General features: G+C 65.2%; 23 protein-coding genes and 1 pseudogene. 18 read left to right on the top strand and 6 right to left on the bottom strand.

Annotation, left to right across the window (positions count from 1 at the left end):
* Positions 1-516: 516 nt before the first annotated feature.
* Positions 517-891, top strand: a complete 375-nt coding sequence (locus AASM09_RS09940; protein ID WP_049426757.1) for a hypothetical protein — start codon at positions 517-519, stop codon at positions 889-891.
* A gap of 45 nt (positions 892-936) precedes the next feature.
* Here the strand turns inward: AASM09_RS09940 and AASM09_RS09935 are convergent, their stop codons facing one another.
* Positions 937-1,272: a DUF6984 family protein gene (locus AASM09_RS09935; protein WP_049426758.1), complete on the bottom strand. Its 336-nt coding sequence runs from the start codon at positions 1,270-1,272 to the stop codon at positions 937-939.
* Between the two features lie 697 nt (positions 1,273-1,969).
* Positions 1,970-3,187: a S1 family peptidase gene (locus AASM09_RS09930; RefSeq protein WP_065428059.1), complete on the bottom strand. Its 1,218-nt coding sequence runs from the start codon at positions 3,185-3,187 to the stop codon at positions 1,970-1,972.
* A 112-nt stretch (positions 3,188-3,299) separates the two neighbouring features.
* On the opposite strand from AASM09_RS09930, the gene AASM09_RS09925 reads away from it, so the two are divergent.
* Complete coding sequence (locus tag AASM09_RS09925) at positions 3,300-3,479, top strand: hypothetical protein (protein WP_152906546.1); 180 nt, start codon at positions 3,300-3,302, stop codon at positions 3,477-3,479.
* Positions 3,480-4,479: 1,000 nt separating this feature from the next.
* Here the strand turns inward: AASM09_RS09925 and AASM09_RS09920 are convergent.
* Together AASM09_RS09920 and AASM09_RS09915 are read right to left on the bottom strand one after the other, a co-directional pair.
* Positions 4,480-5,468 (bottom strand): annotated as a pseudogene (locus AASM09_RS09920) (RHS repeat-associated core domain-containing protein); the annotation flags it as partial.
* Positions 5,469-5,486: 18 nt separating this feature from the next.
* On the bottom strand, positions 5,487-6,281 hold the full coding sequence (locus AASM09_RS09915; protein ID WP_049426760.1) for an AraC family transcriptional regulator: 795 nt from the start codon (positions 6,279-6,281) through the stop codon (positions 5,487-5,489).
* A gap of 70 nt (positions 6,282-6,351) precedes the next feature.
* Here AASM09_RS09915 and AASM09_RS09910 point away from each other — a divergent pair, with 70 nt between their 5' ends.
* From AASM09_RS09910 to AASM09_RS09890, 5 genes are all read left to right on the top strand, one after another.
* Positions 6,352-8,313 (top strand): FUSC family protein, encoded by a 1,962-nt coding sequence (locus AASM09_RS09910; RefSeq protein ID WP_238378698.1) that lies wholly within the window; start codon positions 6,352-6,354, stop codon positions 8,311-8,313.
* Between the two features lie 4 nt (positions 8,314-8,317).
* On the top strand, positions 8,318-8,527 hold the full coding sequence (locus tag AASM09_RS09905; protein ID WP_049426761.1) for a DUF1656 domain-containing protein: 210 nt from the start codon (positions 8,318-8,320) through the stop codon (positions 8,525-8,527).
* Between the two features lies 1 nt (position 8,528).
* Positions 8,529-9,413: a biotin/lipoyl-binding protein gene (locus AASM09_RS09900; RefSeq protein WP_049426762.1), complete on the top strand. Its 885-nt coding sequence runs from the start codon at positions 8,529-8,531 to the stop codon at positions 9,411-9,413.
* A complete protein-coding gene (locus AASM09_RS09895; protein WP_049426763.1) occupies positions 9,410-10,846 on the top strand; it encodes an efflux transporter outer membrane subunit in 1,437 nt (478 codons plus the stop codon). The genes AASM09_RS09900 and AASM09_RS09895 overlap by 4 nt, the downstream gene beginning before the upstream one ends.
* A gap of 134 nt (positions 10,847-10,980) precedes the next feature.
* The gene (locus tag AASM09_RS09890; protein ID WP_049426764.1) at positions 10,981-11,328 is read left to right on the top strand and encodes an RcnB family protein; all 348 of its coding nucleotides are present in this window, start codon (positions 10,981-10,983) and stop codon (positions 11,326-11,328) included.
* Positions 11,329-11,377: 49 nt separating this feature from the next.
* On the opposite strand, the gene AASM09_RS09885 is transcribed toward AASM09_RS09890, so the two are convergent.
* The gene (locus tag AASM09_RS09885) at positions 11,378-11,695 is read right to left on the bottom strand and encodes a hypothetical protein (RefSeq protein ID WP_100443830.1); all 318 of its coding nucleotides are present in this window, start codon (positions 11,693-11,695) and stop codon (positions 11,378-11,380) included.
* Between the two features lie 497 nt (positions 11,696-12,192).
* Here AASM09_RS09885 and AASM09_RS09880 point away from each other — a divergent pair, with 497 nt between their 5' ends.
* The 7 genes from AASM09_RS09880 (at position 12,193) to AASM09_RS09850 (ending at position 18,190) form a co-directional block, all read left to right on the top strand.
* Positions 12,193-12,786: a hypothetical protein gene (locus tag AASM09_RS09880; RefSeq protein WP_238378697.1), complete on the top strand. Its 594-nt coding sequence runs from the start codon at positions 12,193-12,195 to the stop codon at positions 12,784-12,786.
* A gap of 115 nt (positions 12,787-12,901) precedes the next feature.
* A complete protein-coding gene (locus AASM09_RS09875; RefSeq protein ID WP_238378696.1) occupies positions 12,902-13,270 on the top strand; it encodes a hypothetical protein in 369 nt (122 codons plus the stop codon).
* A gap of 36 nt (positions 13,271-13,306) precedes the next feature.
* On the top strand, positions 13,307-13,837 hold the full coding sequence (locus tag AASM09_RS09870; protein ID WP_049426805.1) for a nuclear transport factor 2 family protein: 531 nt from the start codon (positions 13,307-13,309) through the stop codon (positions 13,835-13,837).
* Positions 13,838-13,955: 118 nt separating this feature from the next.
* Positions 13,956-14,630 carry a response regulator transcription factor gene (locus AASM09_RS09865; RefSeq protein ID WP_049426806.1) on the top strand — a complete coding sequence of 225 codons (675 nt, stop codon included), beginning with the start codon at positions 13,956-13,958 and terminating at the stop codon, positions 14,628-14,630.
* The gene (locus tag AASM09_RS09860; protein ID WP_100443828.1) at positions 14,627-15,859 is read left to right on the top strand and encodes a sensor histidine kinase; all 1,233 of its coding nucleotides are present in this window, start codon (positions 14,627-14,629) and stop codon (positions 15,857-15,859) included. Before AASM09_RS09865 ends, AASM09_RS09860 begins: the two co-directional genes overlap by 4 nt.
* Before the next feature lie 59 nt (positions 15,860-15,918).
* Positions 15,919-16,305, top strand: a complete 387-nt coding sequence (locus AASM09_RS09855; RefSeq protein ID WP_049428003.1) for a diacylglycerol kinase — start codon at positions 15,919-15,921, stop codon at positions 16,303-16,305.
* A 73-nt stretch (positions 16,306-16,378) separates the two neighbouring features.
* Positions 16,379-18,190 carry a phosphoethanolamine transferase gene (locus tag AASM09_RS09850; RefSeq protein ID WP_049428006.1) on the top strand — a complete coding sequence of 604 codons (1,812 nt, stop codon included), beginning with the start codon at positions 16,379-16,381 and terminating at the stop codon, positions 18,188-18,190.
* Here AASM09_RS09850 and AASM09_RS09845 read toward each other — a convergent pair.
* Entirely contained in the window at positions 18,094-19,014 is a 921-nt protein-coding gene (locus AASM09_RS09845; RefSeq protein ID WP_049428008.1) for a M14 family metallopeptidase, read from the bottom strand. The two genes, AASM09_RS09850 and AASM09_RS09845, sit on opposite strands and share 97 nt — an antisense overlap.
* 146 nt (positions 19,015-19,160) lie before the next feature.
* On the opposite strand from AASM09_RS09845, the gene AASM09_RS09840 reads away from it, so the two are divergent.
* From AASM09_RS09840 to AASM09_RS09825, 4 genes are read left to right on the top strand one after another with little or no spacing between them, the layout of a single operon-like run.
* The gene (locus AASM09_RS09840) at positions 19,161-19,814 is read left to right on the top strand and encodes a DUF3348 family protein (protein WP_049428010.1); all 654 of its coding nucleotides are present in this window, start codon (positions 19,161-19,163) and stop codon (positions 19,812-19,814) included.
* A 10-nt stretch (positions 19,815-19,824) separates the two neighbouring features.
* Positions 19,825-22,089, top strand: a complete 2,265-nt coding sequence (locus AASM09_RS09835) for a DUF802 domain-containing protein (protein WP_100443827.1) — start codon at positions 19,825-19,827, stop codon at positions 22,087-22,089.
* Positions 22,086-22,724: an OmpA family protein gene (locus AASM09_RS09830; RefSeq protein ID WP_005409939.1), complete on the top strand. Its 639-nt coding sequence runs from the start codon at positions 22,086-22,088 to the stop codon at positions 22,722-22,724. Before AASM09_RS09835 ends, AASM09_RS09830 begins: the two co-directional genes overlap by 4 nt.
* On the top strand, positions 22,714-23,091 hold the full coding sequence (locus tag AASM09_RS09825; protein ID WP_049428469.1) for a DUF2894 domain-containing protein: 378 nt from the start codon (positions 22,714-22,716) through the stop codon (positions 23,089-23,091). Before AASM09_RS09830 ends, AASM09_RS09825 begins: the two co-directional genes overlap by 11 nt.
* The last annotated feature ends 95 nt before the right edge of the window (positions 23,092-23,186 follow it).

Below are 23,186 nucleotides of genomic sequence, written 5' to 3'. Positions count from 1 at the left end.
TTGTCGACCCCAACCCGCAGAGTGCGCTGGGGCGTTGAAAGCGTCAACCCGGGAGGCACGCAGCCTGAATTGGCGCCGACTGTCGTGAAAGGCCCGCCCCGCCCGTCCCGTTCGCCGTGACAACCTGGACACATGTCGCAGATTGCACGTTGCGGGCGGATCACTACGCCAGCCAGCACTGGCGGGGCTTAACAGCGTAGGACAATGTCAAAAGCGTCTCCAATCGAGTGATGTTTACAACTCTTCTGATTGGCATTGCACAGCGCCAGGGGCTCAGATGGCGTGCCACCGGAAAAGGGTGGCCGGGCTTCGAATCCCGTGTTGGCCTTGAGTAAGTGCGCTTGCCAGCCGGCGTCACCATGCGTGGCGCCGGCTGGCAATCCGTCTGCCGGCTATGGCGGGCGGTGCGTTGGGGGCGTTCGCGCCCGCCGGCTTGAGGCCAACCCGGATTCGAACCACGTACCGCCCGCCACCTTTCGGGTGGCGGCTACCGATTGCCCTGCACGGAGCCTCGCCATGAACGAATCGGACTTCCCGCATCTGCACGCCTACCGCAGCGCCGCCGGCGACGACGGTTCGCCACAGGCTGCGCCTGCCATGGACAGGAACACCTTCATCGCCAACCTCCACCGCATCGGCTCCGGTGCGGCGGCCGACGGTCACCCCTGGCCGGAGCGGCATCAGCTGCCCGGGCGCTGCCTGGCCCTGGCCGACGCCGATTGCGCGTTGACCGGGTTGCGGGTGGTGCTGGAAATGCTGCTGGCGGCCGAACGCACCCGGCAGAACGGCGAACCCGGGCAGTACGTGGGCGACCGGGTCATGGAAGGGTTGGTCATGGCCTGCCAGTCGTTGTGCGCGCAGGCGGTGGGGCGCTTGCAGCCCGAAGGGTGAACGCGATGCGCCGCGCCCTTCGGCGAGGACCGCTTTCAGCAGGTGTCAGTGCTCGCTGAAAGCGCTCCTCAGATCGACCCCGATGATCGGTGAGAAGTCCACTTTGCACAGCTCCAGCTCGAAGAGCTGATCGTGATTGTCCAGGCACAGGGTGACTCTCACCGGCACACCGTCGGCATCGGCGAGCATGGCCGTGGCAATGTCACTTCCGAAGCGTTGGGTCGTGCTGGACAGGAACACCACGCCCCCGAATCCGACGACCTCCACGTCCTCCACCTGGGCGAGCGCCAGATCCTTCAACAACCGTTCGGACAGCTCGGTCGTCTCCGGCAGCAGCCTATGGATGAGGGAGACCTCGTCGGGGGTGAGCAATCTGGGCACGGAATGTCCTTCAGGGCACCGCATCCGCCATCGACAGATGCTCGATCCGCCATGTCCTGGCGTAGATCAGAATGACGCTTCCGGTCGAGCTGGTCTCGATACGAAAACACTTCAGACCGGACAGCGGATAGCCGACCGCCTTCCAACGATCAAGAAGATCAGCGAGTCTCGGCTCGTTATCGTCAACCTTGGCGAACTCAATTCGCTCTCCCCCCAGTAAAACTGGCAGAGCGTTCTGCGCGAGCAGACATCCTGTGCAGCATGAGCCGGATAGGAAACAGCCATGACAACGCATCGATGGAGAACGTCTTCCAGCGACAGTAGCGGGAAACATACAAAGCCGAGGATCTAAAGCAATCACGACGAGACACGCGCAAACGTCGCCCTGCACATCGAGATATTCTAGAACCCAAGACAGCGCCACCGCGCCAGCGACGAGCCGCCCCAATAAAGTTCGACACGCGGCATGCACTTGGCGGCTGATGGCTACCCAGGAAGCACTGGACGATTAACCTTTGAATCAGACCCCGCCCAGCTTCTTAACATTCTTCTCCTTCACCACGTCCAGCATCGATTTGACCGCCTCAACTCCAGAGGGACCGGGCGTGCTCACTTAATCAATTAAAAAGAGTCGATCGCGGATATCCGGTTGAGGATGCAAAGCCAGCATCCTCAGCCGGACGTTTCGTTGTAGCGACTAACCGCCTGCCTCCAGCCCTAATGCGCTGACTGCGCCCCAAGGCATTGCGGAGACTCCCTTGCAACTTCCGTCTTTCAGGCTTGCTTTAGCGACAATGCCGTATCCATTGTCTCCGAAGAAGATAGCGGCACCGCTATCTCCAAATCCGCACGCCAACGACGATCCTTCGATGCGTATCCACGCGTCCGCGCAGGGAAGGTTTCCGGTTGGACCGCATGCGAGCTCGGGCCTGTGCTTGATGCTCACGACTGTTCCGCAGGTGTATTGGCTGGTGACGCCTCTGAAGCACATGCTCTGGCCTTGAGTAGCGTTGGTCCACATGTACATGATGCGGCGCCTACTGTAATCCGAAGTGGAGGTGGCATACACCTCCCGTAGCGGTGTGTGTGACCCCACCGTATGCCACTGAACGTCGTGGCTCGCATCATTGATCTGGTCCACGAACGTCAGCGGCACGGTGTACTTCCCTGCGCCGGTTGCGTAGTTGCCATAGATTAGATTGTCGGGGCAATGCGCCGCAGTGGTGATACCCCTTCGTCCAGTGGCCTTATGAATAACCGGAAATCCTGAGGTGCAGTAGCTATTGTTGGATTGGAGGGGGGCGCCGCCAACAACATACTCCGCGTTGACCGACTTCGGCATGTTGGGGCGGACTTCAATCTTGAGACCGGTGACTCTTTCAAGCTTCTTGATTGTATCCTTCAACTCTTCTGCTTGGCGGCTGTCGCCGTTTATGTCAATCAGCACCCGTTCTTCGCCTGGGAACCCAGTCGTCCCCGTGATGCCTGGTATGGCGCTGTGAAGAAGAGGTCTGTGCTGAGCAAGGAGCGCGTAAAATTCGTCCTGGGTGTACTTGTGACCAACCTCGAACACCACACGGGTCGTCCCGCTCTCGGTGGTAATCGTTCGATCCGCGACTGGATCTGGCCCCTTGAGTTGAACCAAGATGTGTTGATCTGGCGCGTCTTTTATCGACAGCTCCGTTAGACGATCTGCGAACTCGATACGCAACGCTTCAATATCCGACATCACCTCACCTTGTACCGCTAGGCGCGTGATTGCTTCGTCTATCGAGACCGTGGGGTGTTCACTCATATAGCTGTGAATCTGAATCTGCATCTCCTTGCCTTCTTGCGTGTCAGCGTCAGGCACCTGCGCCAAAGCACAGGTGGATACAAGAAGTGCTGCGGAGCATCCTAGAACCTTCCATTTCATGCGACATCTCCAGAGCTTGTAACAAATCATCGAGGCTTTCACATGCCTCGATGCGCGAGCCTAGCACTGTCTACCCTCCGACACCGCGACCTAGCTCACAAGTCTCAGTGGAATGATTGTGCACCCTGGTGTCTGTATTGTGGTGGTGTTCGTTCGCGCATCTTTAGATGAGTTTAAGCACTTCATGGATCAGGCGATTGGTTCCTTGCCTGAGGATTTCGTACACACCCAGCCGCTCCTGCTGCGTGCAAAACAGCTCAATCATCCGTTCCACTTCGTTCCGGTTGTATGAGCTGTACTTCCTGATCCAGGCCACTGTCCGCATAGTATTGGTCATAGAAGCCAGTTGGCGACAGCGCCTCTCTTTCTCTCATTTTGTCTTTCATTTCCATTCGCCTCCACCCGCCGCCTGCGCTGCAGCCACAATAGGCCATGGAGCCGATATCACAGAACCCCTCCCATACAGTCGTCACCACGGCCACGCGCCCCAGGACCTGCCGGAACCTGCAATGCTCAGACAGCGCCTTCCCATTCGCGAACATGGCCAGTGACGAGGTCGATGTGACCCATGCCGGACCTCGACGCTCGGCCGGAAAGTAGCGAACCAGGCACCGGGAAAGGAGATCGCCAAGTGCCAGCCACGCATTTCGCTTCCCAGGCGAGACCGCCCGGCCACTTATAGCGCTATTCGGCTGTAAACAAGGCCCTGTTCTTCATCGCGCATGACCCAGCGACCAGCATCACCCTCCGGGCACAGATAGAACATCCCGGAGTAGCTTGATTCTCGTGACCACGCGCTGCGAGCAAACTGTGGAAATCTCCGCATGACTCGCGCGCCGGACACCTCCGGCCTGCTCACCAGCCTACATTCTTCGGGCAAAGTAAGAGCCCCGCTGGTCAGGCGGAAAACCAGCCACGATTCATTTGTGTCAATGTCGTGCGACTCGCGTATATTGACTGCATCCTCTGGCAACCATGAAGGCAACCATTTGGATTCACCGATTGCTTGCCTTGAGACGGCTTGATTGCGGTCTGCATACTCGGTGCTGGCAACTTCCATGCAACCAGAAAGTGCGATTGACAGCGTCACGATTGGGAGCAGCTGGGGAGCGTACATCTGAGGCATCCGAGTCATCAGTAAGGGAAGTTTCCACCGGGTCGATAGCTCCCGCACATCTGCGAGCAACTTCGCGTACGGCTCATTTGTCCAGATGATCGTCCGAGGCGGTTTGCCAGCTGATCCGCAGCGGAGTCAGCGCTGGAGTCGCCCTTGATGTTTTGATCGAACCACTATGGTTGTAGAACAACCCGCTCGCATCCGTGGCCTGCTGGCCCGGGAAGCGCAACGCCAGTTCGAACGCCACACCATCGCCATCCGGATCGGCACTCGGAATCTGGGTGCCGAATACCTCGCTCTTGTTGCTCCACTCCCAGATCGAGACATTCCGTACCCGATCGAACACCACGCGCGGCGTACCTAGGTGATCCGACTGGACGTAGGCCAGCTCCGGCACACCAGTGCTTGGCACATTGATCAGTGCCACCGGGTAGTTGTCCAGCCAGATGGCCTGCTGCTGGGCCTCGCCCGTGGCGGAATAACTGCCCAGCCACTGTCCGGCCTCATCGTACAGCGTGATCTGAGCTGCGCCACCGGCTGGAGTACGCAGCACGCGCTCGCCGCGATGGTTGTAACCGTAGCTTTCCAGCACGGCACACCCTGCCTCACCGCGTTCATGCGGTTCGCATCGTTGTAGATGAACGTCTTGCTGCCGATGCTGGTGGTGTTGCCCACCGCGTCCTGGGTGCGCGCTTCGCCATCCACGGCGGTCAGCCGGTGGCTGGTTGCGGGATAGGTGTAGCTGGCGGTGCCTGCCGAGGTGGTCAGCGCGGTCCGATTGCCCGTGGCGTCGTAGGCATAGGTTTCGATCGGCGTGCCGGTCGCGCCGTCCTGAGTCTGGGTCAGGCGACCCAGCGTGTCGTAGGCGTACTTGGCCAGCACCGTCGAGCCCGTGCCGTTCTTCAGCTCGGTGACCGAGCCGACCGGGTCATAGCCGTAGCCCAGCGACAGGCCGCCTGCCGCCGGGTCGTGCACCGCCTGCGGGCAATAGTCGAGGTCCAGCGGGCGCTGCAACTGGCGGCCGTTGCCATAAGTCCAACCGGTCGCCGGTCCGAAGGCCGCATAGGTCACGTTGTTCACGACGATCTGGCGGGCTTGGCCGGGCCGGGTCAGGCCGATCTGGCTGATGCGGCCCTGGATATCGCGCACGTTCCAGGCAACGGCTTCCCCCGTTGTTCCCCGCTACTGCCCGCGCAGCCGCACGGCAAAGTACCGCGCCGGGGAAAGGCCAAGCGCTTTCTTGAACATCGTGATGAAGGCCGTCACCGACTCATAGCCCAGCGTCTCGGAAACGCGTTGTACCGGTGCACCCGCGGCAAGTTCCCGAATGGCGATGAGCAGGTGCAGCTGCTGCCGCCAGCGCCCGAAGGACAATCCCGTTTCCCGTTCGATGAGCCGGGTCAACGTGCGCTCGCCCAGGGCCAGGCGCACGGCCCACTGGCTGATGGTGCTGCGGTCTGCCGGATCAGCCGACAATGCCGCAGCCAATGCACGCACCTTCGGGTGATGGCTGACCGGCAACGACAGGTGCTCGGCCGGCATCTGTACCAGCTCGTCCAGCAACACGCGCGCCAGCCGGTCGGTGTGGCTGCCATGCGGGTAGTCCAGCGGCGCGTCGGCCAGGTGCAGGATCATCTCGCGCAGCATCGGGGAGATCGCCAGCGTCACGCATTGCATGGGCAGATCGACGATGCCGGGCTCGACGAACAGGTAGCACAGGCGCGCGTTGGCGGTGGCGCGGTTGCTGTGCGGCATGCCACCCGGAATCCAGACGCCACACTGGGGCGGCACGATCCACAACGCATTGGCCACTTCGCAGGTCACCGCCCCATGCAGCGCAAGAATGAGCTGACCCTTGCGGTGCTCATGCACGGGAATCTCGGCGTCGTGCTCGGCCACCTGCAGGCGGCTGGCGACCGCCGGGCGATCGGTCTCGTCCGGGTCCAGGTCAAAGCCGGGGAGCGAAATGCGAGCCATTCTCACATTGACCGGTTTTAGCGATTGGTTGTCATTGTAGCGAAATTCGCCAGTGCGGCCGATCACTAGCATGAGCCGCATGCACTCCCCCACCCCGTTCCACCCCTACATGCGCCAGGCATTTGCCCGGTTGAAAAGCCCTGCCCTCAGGACCGACCAGGAAGCAGTGCTGTTCTCGCTCAAATGCCTGCTCGCCGCGTCGCTGGGGCTGTATGTCTCTCTAAGGATCGGCCTGAATCGCCCGTTCTGGGTGATCGGCACGGTCTATCTGGTGTCGCAGCCCCTTTCCGGGGCGACACTCAGCCGCGGCCTGTTCCGTCTGCTCGGCACCGTGGGCGGGGCCTTCGCCACCGTCGCACTGGTGCCACGATTTGCCAATGCCCCCCTGGTGCTGAGCGCCGCGCTCGCGGCGTGGATGGCGCTGTGCCTGTACCTGGCGATGCTCGACCGCACGCCGCGTGCGTATGCGTTCCTGCTGGCCGGCTATACCACCAGCCTGATTGGGTTTCCTGCGGTGATGGTGCCGGGAGACGTGTTCACCATCGCCATCACGCGGGTGCAGGAAATCGCCATCGGCATCCTGGCCGCAACGCTGGTCCACGGGTTGGTGCTGCCGCGCCGGGTCTCGATGCGCGTGCACGCGCGGGTTGCCGCTGTGCTGGATGATACGGAACGATGGACACGCGACATGCGGGCCGGTGCATCGGACACGGTGCTGGCGACGGACCGCTCGAAAGTGGCCGCCGACCTGCTCGAGCTGCATGTGCTGTCGATCCACCTGCCCTTCGACAGCGCCCACGGCGTGGCGCAGGTGCAGATCCTGCGTGCCCTGCATGACCGGATGCTGGACGTCCTGATGCTGTCCAGCGCGGTGGAAGATTCCATCGACCGGCTGCGTTCACCGCAGATGGATTCAACCGGGTGGCGCAATCTCCTGCAGGCCGGCCTCGCCGCGCAACAGACCGAGCTCGACCTCGCCCACGCCGACTGCCGCGTGCTGCAGGCACAACTGCGCACTGCCCGCTCCGACTGGCGCCGGCATGTACCTGCTCGCCTTGTGCGACATGCGCAGGGTGCGGTACTTCACCGGGATCATCGGCTTGCCCTGCGTAGCGCGCTGGGCGCGTTCGTCGGCATCCTGCTGAGCTGCGTTCTATGGATCGCTACCGGCTGGTCGGAGGGCGCCACGGCGGTGTCCATCATCGGCACGGCGTGCGTGCTGTTCGGCACGATCGAAGCGCCGGCACCGCATGTCATGCGCTACCTGGTGGGATCGTGCATCGGCGTGGCCGTCGGCCTGCTCTACGGTCTGCTGATCTTCCCCGCGTTGTCCGATATCACCGGCCTGATTGCCGCGCTCGCGCCGGTGCTGCTGCTGTGCGGATCGTTCCTTGCCCGGCCACCGTTCATCATGGCCGCCCTGGGCGTGGTACTGACCTTCCCGCTCATCGCGGGCCTCGGTGCGACCAGCACGGTTAACATCGTCGGCGCGCTCAACAACAGCGTTGCGTTGTTCGTGGGTACGACGGTAGCACTGTGCAGCATGCAGCTTTTCCAGACCGCCGATGCGGGCCGCAACCGCGCACGGCTGGAGCGCTCGATCCGCCGGGACATCGCACGACACGCCGCCGGACAAGGTGATGTGACCCGCGCCTGGCTCAGCCGGATGCTGGATCGAATCGGGCTGCTCGCTCCCAGGTTGCAGGGCCGTGCCAGCGCAGCACACGACCTGCGGGCGTTGTTTGCGGACGTTCGCGCGGCACATGCATCCAACCAGCTCCGCGCACTGGACACGCGTCTGCACGATCCACGCACGCAAGCGTTTCATGCGGCGCTGATCGAACACGTCGCCGCACATTTCAGGATCCGCGCCCACGCGGCACGCAGTGTCGACACCCATCTTCTGGAACTGCTGGACCGCATGCGCGAGACAGCGGCGGCCAGCAGCGGGGCTGAGCAGGAGCATCTGTCGCACCTGCTCTGTGGATTGCGCCGCGATCTGCTCGTTTCCCCGCTTACCCATCGGCACTGACCTCATGCCTTCTGATCTTTCCATTGATGGCGTGCTCATTCCCGGCCTGCTCGCCGTGGCCGCTGCCGCCTTGGCGCTGTCGATACTGACTTCACGCCTGCTCGCCAGCCTCGGTCTGTACCGGTTGTTCGCCGCGCGGCCCCTGGTGGTCCTGTCCCCGTTCGTGATCCTGGTGGAGCTGATGGCCCGGCTCTCGCCCCTGCTCGAGAAATGAAATGAAACACCTGCTTGCTGTCATCGGGCGCTGGAGCGCAACACTGGCCGTGTGTGCGCTTGCCGCCATTGCCGCGCTCTCCCTCTGGAATCGTTACGAAATACGCCCATGGACGCGGGATGGGCGGGTGCGCGCCGATGTGGTGCGCGTTGCGTCGGACATGGGGGGACTGGTCACCCAGGTGCTGGTGCACGACAACCAGCGGGTCAGCGCCGGACAACTGCTGCTGGTGCTCGATCAACCGCGCTTCGCTGCCGCGCTTGAGAAGGCCGACGCAGCGGTCAGCAGCGCACATGCCACGCTGGCGCTGGCCCGTCGCGAATCGACGCGGGACAACGCACTGGGCAACCTGGTCGCGTCGGAAACGCGCGAACGCAATGCCGCCAAGGTCGATACCGAGCTGGCCACCCTGGCGCAGGCACGGGCCGAACAGCGCGTCGCCCAGCTCAACGTGCAACGCACCGAGGTGCGCGCGACCACCGATGGCATCGTCACCAACCTGGACCTGCATGCGGGCGACTACCTGCAACCGGGCGCGCAGGCGCTGGCGCTGATCGACACCGGCAGCCTGCGTATCGAAGGCTACTTCGAGGAAACCAAACTGGGCTGCATCACCGAGGGCGATGCCGCCGTGGCCCGGCTGATGGGCGACGACCACGACGTCCGCGGACACGTGGATACCATCGCCGCCGGCATTGCCGACGATCAGCGCTCAAGCACACACAACCTGCTGCCGGCCGTGGCGCCGACCTATACCTGGGTCAGGCTGGCACAGCGCATCCCGGTACGCATCCATATCGATGATGCTCCGCCGGATACGCGTCTGATCGTGGGTCGCACTGCAAATGTGACCATAACACCCTCGGCACAGGGAGCCTGCAAGTGAGTTTGCGAACAGTACGTGGTGGGCTGCTTGCCCTGCTGCTGCCGTTGACCGCCTGCGTGTCCGGCCCCGACTATCACCTCCCTGCGAATGCCGTCGCAGCCTCCCCCCGGGCGGCACGGGCGTTCGTATCGGGCCAGGAGGCATCGTTCAGCCAGCACGCGCCACCGGATCGATGGTGGCAACTGTATGGCGACCCCCAGCTTGACGCCTACGTCCGCGAAGCACTGGCGGCCAATACCGACCTGCGCGCCGCCGATGCCAACCTTCGGCGCGCCAGCGCAACCATGCTGGAGTATCACGCACGCGGTGAGTTGCAGGCCGACGTGGATGCATCGGGCACGCTCACCCATGCCGGTGGTTACACCCAGGCGCCGGCCGCGCCGCAGTCGTATGCGCTGGGTCTCCACCTCTCCTATCCACTGGATCTTGCAGGCGGCATCCGCCGCGGCATCGAAGCCGCCAACGCGGACGCGGAGGCTGTCGCTGCGGCACGGGACCAGGTCCGCGTGGTCGTCGCTGCTGCCGTCACCCGTGCCTATCTCCAGATCTGCACAAGCAATCACACGCTCGCTGCGACCCGGCAGGTGCTGGCGATACAGCGCGCCACGCTGGAGGCAACCCGACGCCTGGCTGCAGGCGGGCGCGGAACGGACTTCGATGTCAGCCGTGCCGGTGCAGCCGTCAATCGCAGCGCGGCGGCGATACCGCACCTGCTGGCGGAACAGCAGGCCTCACTGTTCGAACTGGCCGCACTGATGGGCAAAGTCCCGGCAGATTATCCCAGGGAAGCAGAAGGGTGCCCACAGCCCCCTGAGCTGGAGCAAGCATTGCCGGTCGGTGACGGCTGGCAGCTGCTCCAGCGGCGCCCTGACATACGTGCCGCCGAGCGGAGCCTTGCCGCGGCCACAGCGATGATCGGCGTAGAGACCGCGGAACTTTATCCGCGGGTCACCCTGGGCGCCTCTTCGGGCGTGGCTGGCACGCCGGCGCATCTACTGTCGGCCAACAGCTTTGGTGCGAACATCGGTCCCGTGCTGTCATGGCACTGGCCCAACCGCCGCATGGCCAAGGCCCGCATCGCAGCGGCCGGTGCCAATGCAGATGCCGCTCTTGCTTCCTTTGACGGCGCGGTGCTGCAGGCACTGCGCCAGACCGAGACTGCGCTTTCTGCCTGCACGCAGGAGCTTGAACGCGAGCGCAGCCTGGCGCAGGCGCGTGGGGACGCAGCGCGGGCCGCGGGGCAGGCGCAGCAGCTCTACCGTTTCGGCAGGATCGATTTTCTCGATGTGCTTTCGGCTCAGGCCGCACTGGCAGATGCGGAGTCCGCATTGGCCGCATCGCGCGCGGACCGGGTCGATCGCCAGATGGATCTGTTCCTGTCACTGGGCGGCGGTTGGGGCGCATTGGGTCCGGCCCCGGACGGAGCCCGTTGATCCGTTCCGGGGCGGCGACTGCACGTCACGCCGTGTGTTCAGGAAAGTGCCGCGCACACCCGTATTCATTCACGCTCTCCGCCCTATATTCCCACCACAGCGCCGCATGCTGCGGCCATGACGGAGGCACATCCATGAAGACCACACGTTTGTTTGCCATCGCCTTGACCACCGCTACCGCGTTGGCTGCGGCCCCCGCCTTCGCCGATCCGCCGCACCACGCCCGCGGCAACGGCCCGCCGCCGCATGCAGGCGGCCCGCACAACCGCGATGCGCCGCCGCCGGGCTGGCAGAAGAAGGCCTGGCGTCGTGGGGACCGCCTGCCTTGGGCCGAAGTGGACCGCCGCTACTGGGTGGACGACTACGCGCGCTATGACCTGCGCGAGCCGGGCCGCGACCGGCGCTGGGTGCGCCAGTCCGATAGCGAGTACCTGCTGGTGGAGATCGCCACCGGGTTGATCATTGACGCGCTGCATCGCTGAAGCGACCTGCAGCGTCCCACACTGAGCTATTTACCTCGGTGCAGACACCTTACGACAGGGGTCGCCCCGGTCGGCGGTGTTTGCGCCCACGGCGCCCCGCCTGCCTCCGTGGCCGCCCGGCATGCATGCCCTCCCGCAGTGCGGTACGCCCGCACATCAGCGCTGTGGCAAATAACCCCATCGCCACCAGTATTTCGAATCCCCGATCACCAAAGAGCAGGCGGATGGAGACCTCCAGTGAGCACAGCCTGCCGCAGCGCAGGCCCTGCCCGTCGAAGCCATAGATGAGCACCAGTATGCCCATCAACGTGCACCACGCCATCAGGGCCAGGCTTGCGATAAATATGAAAGGACGGTGGATGCGCATGCGCTCGTCGCGGTCTTCTACGGTGATGTCCAGCGCGACGCTGCGAGCACGCGATCGGAAGCATCCAGCTCTACCGACCAGGCTTCGGTATCCAGGCCCAGCCGGTTCTCATACCACCATCGCTGCGCACAGCGACCACTGCATCCACTGCTCGCATAGCGCGCAAAGGGAACACCGGCCTGCTCCACCACGTCAGGTTGCCCCAGCGCCCGCAGTACCTCGGCCCTGCTCGCCCCGACCGGGACCGAGGCAAGCGCGTGGGAATGCCACGCCGAGATCGCCGAGCAACCGGCCACCTACGCCAAGAACAGGCCGGCAAGCCCCCACATCAGTGTCCTCATTGACAGATCCCCTCCTGCGCCGCGCGCCCGCGCATCATCCTCGCAGACCTTCCTCAACGTCAAACCGGCCTGTTGCGGCGCCCGTCATCCGTGCTAGCGTGCGCCGTCAAACTCGCCATGAGGTGCAGGATGCGCAATGGAATGGGACGGAATCTGGTGATCGCCTGCATGGCCCTCGCTGTTGCCCCAGCGGCGGCAACAGCGACCGCAACGCCGGGCGATCGTGGGCAGGATTTCGTGCAGACACAGGCGATCGCAGTGCGCTGCCAGAAGACTCTACCCGGCCTGAAACTGCAGTTGCAGGAGGGCCGTCAGCACTGGCTATCGACACTCGACGCCGCGCAACTGCAGGCCGCCGAGGTCTATGCCAGCAGCAAGGAAGGCAAGACTCTGGGAAAGAGTGTGGAGCGGGATGCCTCCCGCGCCTTCGGTCGCAATCCCCTGTCCGCCGCAGCGACCTGCGTTGGCCTGCTCGCCGAGTACGGCCCGGCCCACCCGCTGCCTGCCGGCACGGCAATGCCGGCCGACCGGGTACAGCACTACATGCTGCACTTCGCGCCGATGGCGCTGGCCCGGCTGCAGTGCGCGCGCCTGGAGGGCATCGACGTGGAAGCCCAGCCCGATGGCTCGGAGACCTGGCAGTACCGCGCCTGCGGCCGGACCGAATCCGTTCGCATGGCCCCGCTCGGACAGGGCTGGTCGATGAGCGATGCGGACCGCAATCGCCTGTTCGACGCGCTGACCCGATAGCTCAATGGCAGCCCATGCCAGCATGAACACGAGCGTTACAGCCGTTGCCAGGAACGGGATGAGAAGCACTCTTGCACTGGCAGTCTGCTCGATGCTCAGCGCCTGCAGCCTGGTGATGGACAGTTCGTTCGACACCCAGCAGCAGGCCATCGACGCCGACATGGTGAACAAGGGATGGATTCCCGATTGGGTGCCCCACGAAGCGACCGACCTGCGCGAAGTGCACGACCTCGACTCAAACACCAGCGCGCTGGCCTTCGCCAAGCCCCCTGCGATACCACTGCAGCTTCCTGCGGATTGCCAGGCGACCACATTCAACAACAGTAATCCTGTTGCATTCAATCGACACTGGTGGCCTAGCAACGCGACGCTCAGTGCGTCGTACCGCGTCTTTCGCTGCGCGCCCGAATCCAGAAAGTCAGTCTTCGTCGCCATCAACAGGACCGAAGGCCGCGTGCTCTTCTGGCGAACCTACGCGCGGTGATGCGCCAGCGCCACCCTACTCCCCCCTCAGGACCCCATGATGCCCAACGCACGCGCACGCTTCACTGCCCTCGCCCTGTTGCTTCCGGCGTGCCTGTCGGCCTATGCCGCACAGAACGCCACCGCCGACGTCAAGGCCATCGAACAGGTGGTCGAATCGTTCCGCACCTCGCTGATCAACAAGGACAAGCCGACCTACATGGGCCTGTTCTTCTCGGACAAGCCGGAAGACATCGGCTGGCAGTATGTTTCCGAGGACGCGCGCCTGCAGGACATCCGCAAGACCAAGCCCGATGCGATCAAGGCTCGGCAGATTCCCACCAACAACTTCATCGCGCTGATCGACGGAGCGGTGGCTTCGCCCAAGCCAAAAGAAGAGACATTCTCCAACACCAAGATCGAGACGGATGGCGACGTGGCCTCGGTGTCGTTCGACTACAGCTTCAACGACGATGGGGTGAAGACCAACTGGGGCAAGGAAATGTGGCAGCTGATCCGCACCGAACAGGGCTGGAAGATCTTTTCGGTGATCTATTCGATCCGCGACTCACGCAGCCCGGCCGATTGAACGTCGCTTGAGGGCGGTGAGTGCCGATTGCCGATTGCCGATTGCGATCCATTCAGCCAGGGCATTGGCATCCGGCAAGAGATCGGGCAGAGTTCGGCCACGCGCAAGGACGCACGCCATGACCCGCCTGCTGATCATCGAAGACAACCCCGAGCTGGTTGCCAATCTGTACGCCTTCTTCGAGCCGCTGGGCTACGTGCTGGACGATGCCCGCGACGGTGTCAGCGGCCTGCGCCGGGCCACGCAGAATGATTACGACGCCATCCTGCTGGACCTGATGCTGCCGCGTCTGGATGGCATGGCCCTGTGCAGGAAGCTGCGCCAGGAGTTCCAGAATCCGGTTCCGATCCTGATGCTGACCGCGCGCGACCCGGTCGAAGACCGCGTTCAGGGCCTGGAAATGGGTGCGGACGACTACCTGGTCAAACCGTTCTCGCTGACAGAACTGGATGCGCGGATCAAGGCACTGATACGACGGGCACAGGGTCGCCAGGTCCAGAGCGTTCTGGCGTGGAAGGACCTGCAGGTGGACACGCGCTCGCCCCAGGCCTGGCGGCAAGGCCGCTGCATTGCGCTGACGCCCACTTCGCACAAGCTGCTGATGTGCCTGGTGCGGGCGGCGCCCGCCGTGGTCCGCAAGCAGGAGATGGAATACCTGGTCTGGGGCGACGAGCCACCGGACAGCGGAGCATTGCGGACCCACATCCACGAACTCCGCCTGCAGGTGGACCGCAGCTTCGACAGCGCGCTGATCACTACGGTGCACAGCGTCGGCTGGCGCATGCAGGCGTGACCCCGGCAGGCCTCTACCGCCGCCTGAGCCTGCGCACCCGCATCACGATCTCGTTCGTGCTGTTGATGGCCGGTGCCATGGGTTTCATCGTACTGGCCGATCAGGTCGACTACGACCAGGTCCGGGCCGCTGTCGTCGCGCGCACCCAGGCCAGCGAAGTGCAAAGGCTGCAGGCCTTGCTGGATCGTGGCCAACGCCCAGCCCTGCCACCGGGGACCCAGCTGTTCGATGCCCAGGACGCGCCTGTCGTGCTGCGCCAGTACGGCCCGGGCCATCACGGCGAAGAGGCGCCCAACGAGTGGCACCTGAGCGTCTTCGACAGCGGCGGCCAGCGCTACTACCTGCTGCAGGACGCAGCGCACTATGCCTATCTGGAACATCTGATCAATGCCTTTGCGGCACTGGTCATTTCGATCTGCGTGCTCGGCGCCCTCCTGATCGGCCGGAAGGTAGCGACGCACGTCATCGCGCCCATCACGCGATTGGCGGACGCGGTGCAGGACGGCCAGAAGCCCTTTCCCTACCAGAACGCGCGCGACGAGATCGGTGTACTCGCCCGCGCCTTCGCCCGACACAGTGACGAGCTCGAACGGTTCCTGCATCGCGAACAGTGCTTCAGCGGCGATGCCAGCCACGAGCTGCGCACGCCGCTGGCGATCATCGGCGGTGCTGCGGAGACGCTCGCCTGCCAGCTTCCGGCCGACAGCCACCTGGTTCCCAGCGCGCAGCGCATCCTGCGCACCACCCAGGAGATGCAGCGCCAGCTGACCTGCCTGCTGCTGCTCTCACGCGCGCCCAGTACCGTGCCGCGCAACAAGGTGGCCCTGCGTCCGCTGATCGAATCCTGCATGGAGCGCTGCCGGCCCTGGATTTCCGGAAAGCCGGTAATCGTTGCGCTTGATGCCCGGCATGACGCCGAGCTGGACACCAACGCGGATCTGGCGCACAGCGTGATCTGGAACCTGCTGCGCAACGCCTGCCAGTACACCGAAAACGGCGAAGTGCGGATCACCCTCCACGACACTGCACTCATCGTCGCTGACACCGGACCCGGGCTGCCCTCCAGCATCGATCCACGGCAGTTCCAGCGCTTCGTGCCCGGCAGCCCGCACAGTGGCGAGGGACTGGGGCTGTCCATCGTGCAGCGCATCGTCGAGCACCTCGGTTGGAGGATGACGGTGTGTTCCTCGCAGCAGGGCTGCCGGTTCAGCCTGGAGTGGCCCATCTGACGGTTTCCTGACGCGCGCGTGCACATGCTGGGGATTGCTCACTTCACGGCGGAAACGGCATGCAGCACCCCAAGGACAGCGGCAAGTACCCGCACGGCAAGACCGGCCTGAGCCGCATCTTCCATACCCTCATCCATTCGCGCGATGGTTTCATCGCCACCTTCCGCGGCGAAGCTGCCTTTCGTCAGCTGCTGCTTCTGCACGCGCTGTTGATCATTGCAGCGTTCGCGCTGGACATCAGCAAGCTCGAACGGGCGCTGGTGCTGGCGGTCTGCTTCATCAGCCTGCTGGTGGAACTGCTCAACTCGGCGATCGAAGCGGTGGTCGATCGCATCTCGCTGGAACAGCATCCGCTGTCCAAGAACGCCAAGGACATGGGCAGCGCCGCGCAGACCACCGCACTGTTGATGGTGGGCGCGGTGTGGGGCGTCATCCTGCTGGGCTAGCCCGCCCAACCTGACAACTTCCTGATAGGGCCGTTTCGATACTGCGCGCACTCCTGTTCCGCGGAACCTGCTCGTGCGCCAATGCCTCCGTTTTCCACGGCCCCATCCGATCATTCTGGTCTGGGCTGCCGCACTGTTCTTCACCACGATCGGGAACATCGCCCTCTGGAAGTCGCTGTGGGGACTGATCGACCTCAACAGCCTGCGCAGTGCGTTGTTCCTGGCCAGCCTGCCGCTGGTGCTGTTCTGCCTGTTCAACCTGATGCTGACGCCGCTGCTGGCGCTGCCGTTCGTGCGCAGGCCGCTGCTGGTGCTGCTCCTTGTCATCAGCGCCGCCTGCAGCTACTTCATGCTTCACTACAACGTGCTGATCGACCGCAGCATGGTGCAGAACCTGTTCGAGACCAACCAGGCCGAGCTGAACGCCTATCTGTCGCTGCCACTGCTGTTGACCCTGCTGGCGCTGGGCGTGCTGCCCGCGACCGGGCTGGTCCTGATGGGCACCGCCAGCGGGGTGGGCTCGATACGTTCGCTGCTGGTGTGGCCAGTCAACGTCCTGGTATCCATGATGGTGCTGCTGGCGATCGGCTTTGCGTTCTACAAGGACTATTCGTCATTGCTTCGCAACAACCGCTACATCCGCGACCAGGTGCTGCCGTTGAACGTGGTGCGGCATACCCACGGTTATCTGAAGAGCCTCTACAGCACACGCCAGCAACCGCTGCGCGCGATCGGCATGGACGCACGGCGAATACCAGGCCCGCGCCCGAAGCTGGTGATCCTGGTCGTCGGCGAGACCGCGCGCTCACAGAACTTCCAGCTCAACGGCTACCCACGCGCGACCAATCCCCGGCTCTCGCGCAAGGAAGGCGTCATCAGCTTCAATGATGTCTCCTCATGCGGAACCGCAACGGCGATCTCGGTGCCGTGCATGTTCTCGCAGATGACCCGCAGCCAGTACGACGATGTACGCGCAGCAACCGAGGAAAACGTGCTCGACATCCTGCAGCGCACCGGCGTCAGCGTGCTCTGGCGCAACAACAACAATGGCGGCTGCAAGGGCGTGTGCGAACGCGTGCCAACTGAAGACATGCCCGTGCTGAAGGTGGCCGGCCAATGCGTCAACGCCGACGGCACCTGCTACGACGAGGTGCTGCTGCATCAGCTCGGAACACGCATTGGCGCCATGAACGGTGACGCCCTGGTCGTGCTGCACCAGCTCGGCAGTCATGGGCCGACCTACTTTGAACGGTATCCCGCAGCGTCGCGGGCTTTCAGCCCGACCTGCGACAGCAACCAGATCCAGCATTGCAGCAACGAGGCGCTGGTCAACACCTATGACAACACCCTGGTCCACACCGACCACCTGCTGGGCAAGGCCATCGACCTGCTGCAGGGCTATGCGGACCAGCGTGATGTCGCACTGATCTATGTGTCCGACCATGGCGAGTCGCTGGGCGAACGCGGGATGTACCTGCACGGCACGCCCTACTTCATCGCCCCGCGCGAGCAGACCCAGGTGCCGATGGTGATGTGGTTTTCACCGGACTTCGGCCGCAACGCAGGCCTGGACCTGGCCTGCCTGCACCAGAATGCCCTGCACCGGGCGCACAGCCACGACAACCTCTTCCACTCGCTGCTGGGCCTGTTCGGAGTCAACAGCACGGTGTACCGGCGCGATCTGGATGTGTTCGCCGGATGCCGCGCCTCGCCTTCGCCATCGATGGCCACCTCGCCGGCCAAAGAACGGCGCCGGCTGATGCCGGTCGCTGCCCGGAACGTGGCGCGTTACTGCGCCGCCAGGGCGAAATCCAGGCCCGCGCACACCGCCGCCACCTGGGCGTCGTTGCATTCCTGCGGGCTGGTGCGCGGGCTGTCCGGGTAGACCTCAGTGGTGGTGGCAAAGCGTGCGTCGGTGAAGCCGGCGCAGGCGCCGATCGAACGCGACTCACCCCAGACCACGCCCGGCGACTGCAGCGGGAGGCCGACCAGGTTGCCCTCGGCGTCTGCCGGGGCGATATGGGTGACCGGGGCGACGGCGGTGATCAATGCCTTCTGGAACTCGGCCTGCGGATCTTCACTGTTGCCGATCACGTAGAAGCCATCCGGGATGGTGTCGCGCTCGAACGGCTTGCCGTCGCGGGCACAACGCGCCGGATCGAACTCGTGCAGGTCGCTGTCGGTGGTCTCGTGCAGGTCCAGGTGCACCAGCAGGTTCGGCTTGCGCTCGGCCACCCAGGCCATCAGGGCGGCGGCTTCCACGATCTGGCCGCCGTCACGGAAGCTGCGGTTGGGGTCGATGGCGTCCGGGTTCCAGCGCTGGATGCGCTCGTAGCCCCACGGGCTGACGCACGGCGCCACGATCAGGTTCAGCCGGCCCAGGTAACGCTCGGCCTGCTGTTCCAGGAACTGCAGGGCGCCGTGCACGCCGCTGGTCTCGTAGCCATGCACGCCGCCGGTGATCAGCGCGGTCGGCAGCGCCGGGTTCCAGTCGTGGTTGACCACGGCGAACAGCGGGTAATGGTCCGGCGCATAGTCCAGCTGGCCGTACTGGATCACATCGAAGCTGTCGTCCAGGCGCTCGAGCGCGGCCACCACGTCGTCGTGGTAGCTGCGCTGGCGCTGCTGGCGGGCCCGCCACTGTGCGCGTTCCGCGTCGCCCCAGGGCTGGCCGGGGGTGCCGATCGGGTAGAACTGCGCAACAGTCATTGGGGAACTCCAGGGGTCGAACGGATGGGTGCAGCCGGACATTCTAAGCCCTGTCGCGCCTGCGGGTGCCCTCCCCCCGGACCCGCCTTCATCCAGGCCGGGTCATCTGGTTGTAAAATCAACGGTTTTTGGCCCCTCACCCCTTGATGGCGAACGCAGCGCAGCCGGTCCTGGGTGGACCGGAGTTCCTCCGCCTGCTCGCCCGTCTCAGCGACGGCGCGATGCCGGCCAGCAGTCCCGCCCTGACCGATCGCCTCGGCCAGTGGGTGGACTGGAGCCGTGCCGTGGCCCTGTCCGGGGCGCTCGGCGGACGCCTGCCCGAACCCGGTGAAGCCGCCGAAGCGGTCGAGGATGTACTGGCCGACTGCACCCAGGCGCACGCCAGCCTGCTCGCCTCGATCAGTGAGGATGCCGAGGCCGAGCGCCTGCTGGACCTGGCCGAAGCCGCCGCCGCCCCCAATTTCGCCTCGCTGCGCCAGCGCTACCGGGTGCTGCAGCAGGCCATCCAGACTGCCACCGGGCGCCTGCGCGGCCGCCTGCGCGACCAGCTGGTGCAGGTTTCACCCGAGCTGGCACGACTGGCCGAGGTCGACGCGGTAATGGAACAGACCCTCACCCCGCGCGAACACAGCCTGCTGGCCACTGCGCCGGCCGTGCTCGGCGCCCGATTTGAACGCGTGCACGGCCAGCCCGGCTGGCGCACGGCCTTCCGCCATGACATGCGCACGCTGCTGCTCGCCGAGCTGCAGCTGCGCTTCCACCCGATCGAAGGGCTGCAAGACGCCCTGCGCTCCCACTGACCGGAACACCATGTCCAGAACTGCTTTCCATGTCGTTGTCTTCCTTGTCGGCCTGCTGGCCGTGTGCTGGATCGGCATTGGCTACGTTTCGGTGCATCCGCTGGGTGCAGCGGTGGCGGCGATCATCGCGGCCTGCTACATCGCCGGTGGCGTGGAGCTGTACCGCTACCGCCAGGCCAGCAACGGCCTGCGCGCCGCACTGAACGACCTGTCCAGCGCGAAGGAAAGCCTCGCCCCCTGGCTGGAGCGCGTGCCGGCAGGCCTGCGCAACGCCGTGCGCCTGCGCGTGGAAGGCGAGCGCATCGCCCTGCCCGCACCGGTGCTGACCCCTTATCTGGTCGGCCTGCTGGTGCTGCTGGGCATGCTCGGTACCCTGCTGGGCATGATGGACACGCTGCGTGGCACCGGACTAGCCCTGCAGAGCGCGACCGACATGGCCGCCATCCGCGGCTCGCTGGCCTCGCCGGTGCAGGGCCTGGCGGTGGCATTCGGTACCTCGATCGCCGGTGTGGCCAGCTCGGCCATGCTCGGCCTGTTGGCCGCCCTGCTGCGCCGCGACCGCCTGCAGGCCGTGCAGCAGCTGGACCGGGCCATTGCAGGCGACCTGCATCCGTACTCGCAGGCCTGGCAGCGTGCCGAGTCGCTGCGCCTGCTGCAGGCACAGTCTGCCGCCCTGCCTGCCCTGGTCGACCGCCTGCAGGCGATGACACAGACCTTTGAACAGCACAGCACGGCCGCCAACGAGCGCCTGCTGGCCGGCCAGGCCGAGTTCCTGACCCAGAGCCAGGCGCTTCAGGAGCGCTTGGCGGTCTCGCTGCAGCAGTCGCTGCGCGAAGGCGCCGAATCCAGCGCCGCCGCCATCGGCGGTGCGCTGCAGCCGATGGCCGAGACCACGCTGGCTGGCCTGGCCCATCACAGCGAAGCACTGCACGCCCGCGTCGAGCAGGCCGTGCAGCAGCAGCTGGCTGGCCTGAGCGACGGTTTCGAGCGCAGCCGCGTTGCGACCGAAGCCAGCTGGGCCAAGGTGGTGAGTGAACAGAGCCAGGCACAGCAGGCCCTGGTGGACGATCTGCGCCAGCACCTGCAGGCTTTCAGCGATGGCCAGGGCACGCAGGCCGAAGCGCTGGTCGCGCGCATCGGCGAGCGCCTGCAGGTCGATGCCAACGGCAACGCCGAGGCCTGGCGCGCCGCCATCGAGCAGCAGCAGGCTCTGAACAGCGCGCTGGTCGAGCGCCAGCAGCAGGCGCTGCTGGCGGCCGGCCAGCAGCTGGACGAGCATGCGCAGGCGTTGCTGCGGGCACTTGAGCAGCGTCACGACGCCAACCAGTCGTTGCTGCAGGACCACGAACAGCAGCGCTCGCAGCAGTGGCAGGCCGCCCAGGCTGCCGCCGCAACCGCACACGCCGAACTGCAGGCCTGCCTGGACACTCGCGAACAGCAGCGCCAGGCGCGCTGGGACGCGGTCGGCGCCGAACTGCAGCAAGCCCACGCCGCGCTGCATGCGCAGCTGCAGGCCGGCGACGAACAGCGCCTGCAGCGCTGGAGCGATGCCTTGCAGCACGTTTCCTCCGACCTGGCCGAGCGCCTGCAGGCCAACGGCGAACGCCTGGCTGCGCAGCAGCAGCAGGTCTGCGACACGCTGGCGGCGACCGCACAGCAGATCGGCGAGAACGGTCGTGCACAGGCCAGCGCCACGCTGGCCGAAGTCTCCACCCTGCTGCAGACCGCTGCCGCCGCACCGAAGGCCGCAGCCGACGTCATCAACGAGCTGCGCAGCACGCTCTCTGAAAGCCTGGTGCGCGACAACGCGATGCTGGAAGAACGCGGCCGCCTGCTGGCCACCGTGCAGACCCTGCTCGATGCGATCAACCATGCTTCGCACGAGCAGCGCACGGCGGTGGACGCGCTGGTCGGCGGCTCGGCCGAGCTGCTGGAACGCGTCGGCAACCGCTTCACCGACCATATCGCCGCCGAGACCGGGAAGCTGGACGGCATCGCCGCAGCGCTCAACGGCAGCGCCGGTGACGTCGGCCAGCTCGCCGGCGCCTTCGGTGAAGCGGTCGCGCAGTTCGGCAGTGCCGCCACCGAGCTTTCCGGCCGCCTGGAACAGATCGGTGGTGCACTGGATGCCTCGCTGGCCCGCAGCGATGAGCAGCTGGCTTACTACGTGGCGCAGGCGCGCGAGGTGGTCGACCTCAGCCTGCTGTCGCAGAAGCAGGTGATGGAAGAACTGCAGCAGCTGGCCACGCGCCGCGGCAAGGCCGGCAGCGCATGAGCGACGAGCTGGAGGTCGATGGCGGCTCACACGCCCCGATCTGGGCCGCCTTCGGCGACCTGATGTCGGTGCTGCTGGGCGCGTTCGTGCTGATCCTGGTCGGGGTGGTCGCCGTGCAGCTGGAGCTGTCGCAGCGGCTGGACCAGGAAGTGAAGCAGCGCCAGGCCGAAGCCAAGCGCCTGCAGACCCTGGAACAGGCACTGGCCGGCCCGTTGGCTGCTGGCCGGGTGACGCTGGTCGATGGCCGCATCGGCATCAGCGGCAGCGTGCTGTTCGCACTGAACTCCGACCAGTTGCAGCCGGAAGGCCAGGAGCTGCTGCGCAGCCTGGCCGCACCGCTGGCCGCTTACCTGGGCAGCCGCGAAGAGATCCTGATGGTCAGCGGCTTCACCGATGACGCGCCGGTGCGCGAAGGCAACCGCCGCTTCGCCGACAACTGGGAGCTTTCCGCGCAGCGCTCGCTGACCGTGACCCGCACCCTGATTGCCGACGGCGTGCCCGCGGACGCCGTGTTCGCCGCCGCCTTCGGCAGCGAGCAGCCGGTCAGTTCCAATGCCAATGAGGAAGGCCGCGCACGCAACCGTCGCGTGGAGATCGCGCCGATTCCCAAGCCCAAGGCCCCGGATGCCAAGTAAGCCGCCAGCGCTGGATGGCCTGCGCGCCCTGGTGCGCGACCTCGATGCGGGGTCGCGCTCGCTGCCGCATTACCCGCAGGTGCCGATGCTGCAGCAGGTGCAGCGCGAATGGTCGGAGCTGCGCAGCGAACTGCAGGTGCGCCGCTCGCTGCGCACTGAAGCCCCCGCCGACGGCGGCCCGCTGAACTCGGCGGTGCTGGTGCAACGGATGCTGGACACGATGCAGGCGACCAGCCCTGGCTACCTGCGCCACTTCATCGACTACGTGGACACGTTGTCATGGCTGCAGGCACTGCAGGATGGCGCCGCCAGCGGCAGTGACACCGCAAAGCCGAAGCGCACGCGCAAACCGCGTAATACGGGTTGATCGCGCGTTGACGCCGCCTTCGTTCGGCGCCCCTGGATACGACACTCCTGTTCCGCGCTCCTGTATACGATGCTCCTGATGCGCGCGCCTGGTAG

Source organism: Stenotrophomonas maltophilia (assembly GCF_039555535.1).
Lineage (GTDB): Bacteria > Pseudomonadota > Gammaproteobacteria > Xanthomonadales > Xanthomonadaceae > Stenotrophomonas > Stenotrophomonas maltophilia_Q.
Note: the sequence above shows the minus strand (reverse complement) of the source record. Positions and strands in the feature narration are given on the sequence as shown.

Bases quoted from the DNA above. Each gene is read 5' to 3' on its own strand.
- AASM09_RS09940 (WP_049426757.1), top strand. From the start codon at position 517: ATGAACGAATCGGACTTCCCGCATCTGCACGCCTACCGCAGCGCCGCC.
- AASM09_RS09865 (WP_049426806.1), top strand. From the start codon at position 13,956: ATGACCCGCCTGCTGATCATCGAAGACAACCCCGAGCTGGTTGCCAAT.
- AASM09_RS09910 (WP_238378698.1), top strand. From the start codon at position 6,352: ATGAGCCGCATGCACTCCCCCACCCCGTTCCACCCCTACATGCGCCAG.
- AASM09_RS09835 (WP_100443827.1), top strand. From the start codon at position 19,825: ATGTCCAGAACTGCTTTCCATGTCGTTGTCTTCCTTGTCGGCCTGCTG.
- AASM09_RS09870 (WP_049426805.1), top strand. From the start codon at position 13,307: ATGATGCCCAACGCACGCGCACGCTTCACTGCCCTCGCCCTGTTGCTT.
- AASM09_RS09890 (WP_049426764.1), top strand. From the start codon at position 10,981: ATGAAGACCACACGTTTGTTTGCCATCGCCTTGACCACCGCTACCGCG.
- AASM09_RS09915 (WP_049426760.1), bottom strand. From the start codon at position 6,281: ATGGCTCGCATTTCGCTCCCCGGCTTTGACCTGGACCCGGACGAGACC.
- AASM09_RS09825 (WP_049428469.1), top strand. From the start codon at position 22,714: ATGCCAAGTAAGCCGCCAGCGCTGGATGGCCTGCGCGCCCTGGTGCGC.
- AASM09_RS09925 (WP_152906546.1), top strand. From the start codon at position 3,300: ATGATTGTGCACCCTGGTGTCTGTATTGTGGTGGTGTTCGTTCGCGCA.
- AASM09_RS09855 (WP_049428003.1), top strand. From the start codon at position 15,919: ATGCAGCACCCCAAGGACAGCGGCAAGTACCCGCACGGCAAGACCGGC.
- AASM09_RS09885 (WP_100443830.1), bottom strand. From the start codon at position 11,695: ATGCGCATCCACCGTCCTTTCATATTTATCGCAAGCCTGGCCCTGATG.
- AASM09_RS09930 (WP_065428059.1), bottom strand. From the start codon at position 3,187: ATGAAATGGAAGGTTCTAGGATGCTCCGCAGCACTTCTTGTATCCACC.
- AASM09_RS09900 (WP_049426762.1), top strand. From the start codon at position 8,529: ATGAAACACCTGCTTGCTGTCATCGGGCGCTGGAGCGCAACACTGGCC.
- AASM09_RS09830 (WP_005409939.1), top strand. From the start codon at position 22,086: ATGAGCGACGAGCTGGAGGTCGATGGCGGCTCACACGCCCCGATCTGG.
- AASM09_RS09875 (WP_238378696.1), top strand. From the start codon at position 12,902: ATGGACAGTTCGTTCGACACCCAGCAGCAGGCCATCGACGCCGACATG.
- AASM09_RS09845 (WP_049428008.1), bottom strand. From the start codon at position 19,014: ATGACTGTTGCGCAGTTCTACCCGATCGGCACCCCCGGCCAGCCCTGG.
- AASM09_RS09905 (WP_049426761.1), top strand. From the start codon at position 8,318: ATGCCTTCTGATCTTTCCATTGATGGCGTGCTCATTCCCGGCCTGCTC.
- AASM09_RS09840 (WP_049428010.1), top strand. From the start codon at position 19,161: ATGGCGAACGCAGCGCAGCCGGTCCTGGGTGGACCGGAGTTCCTCCGC.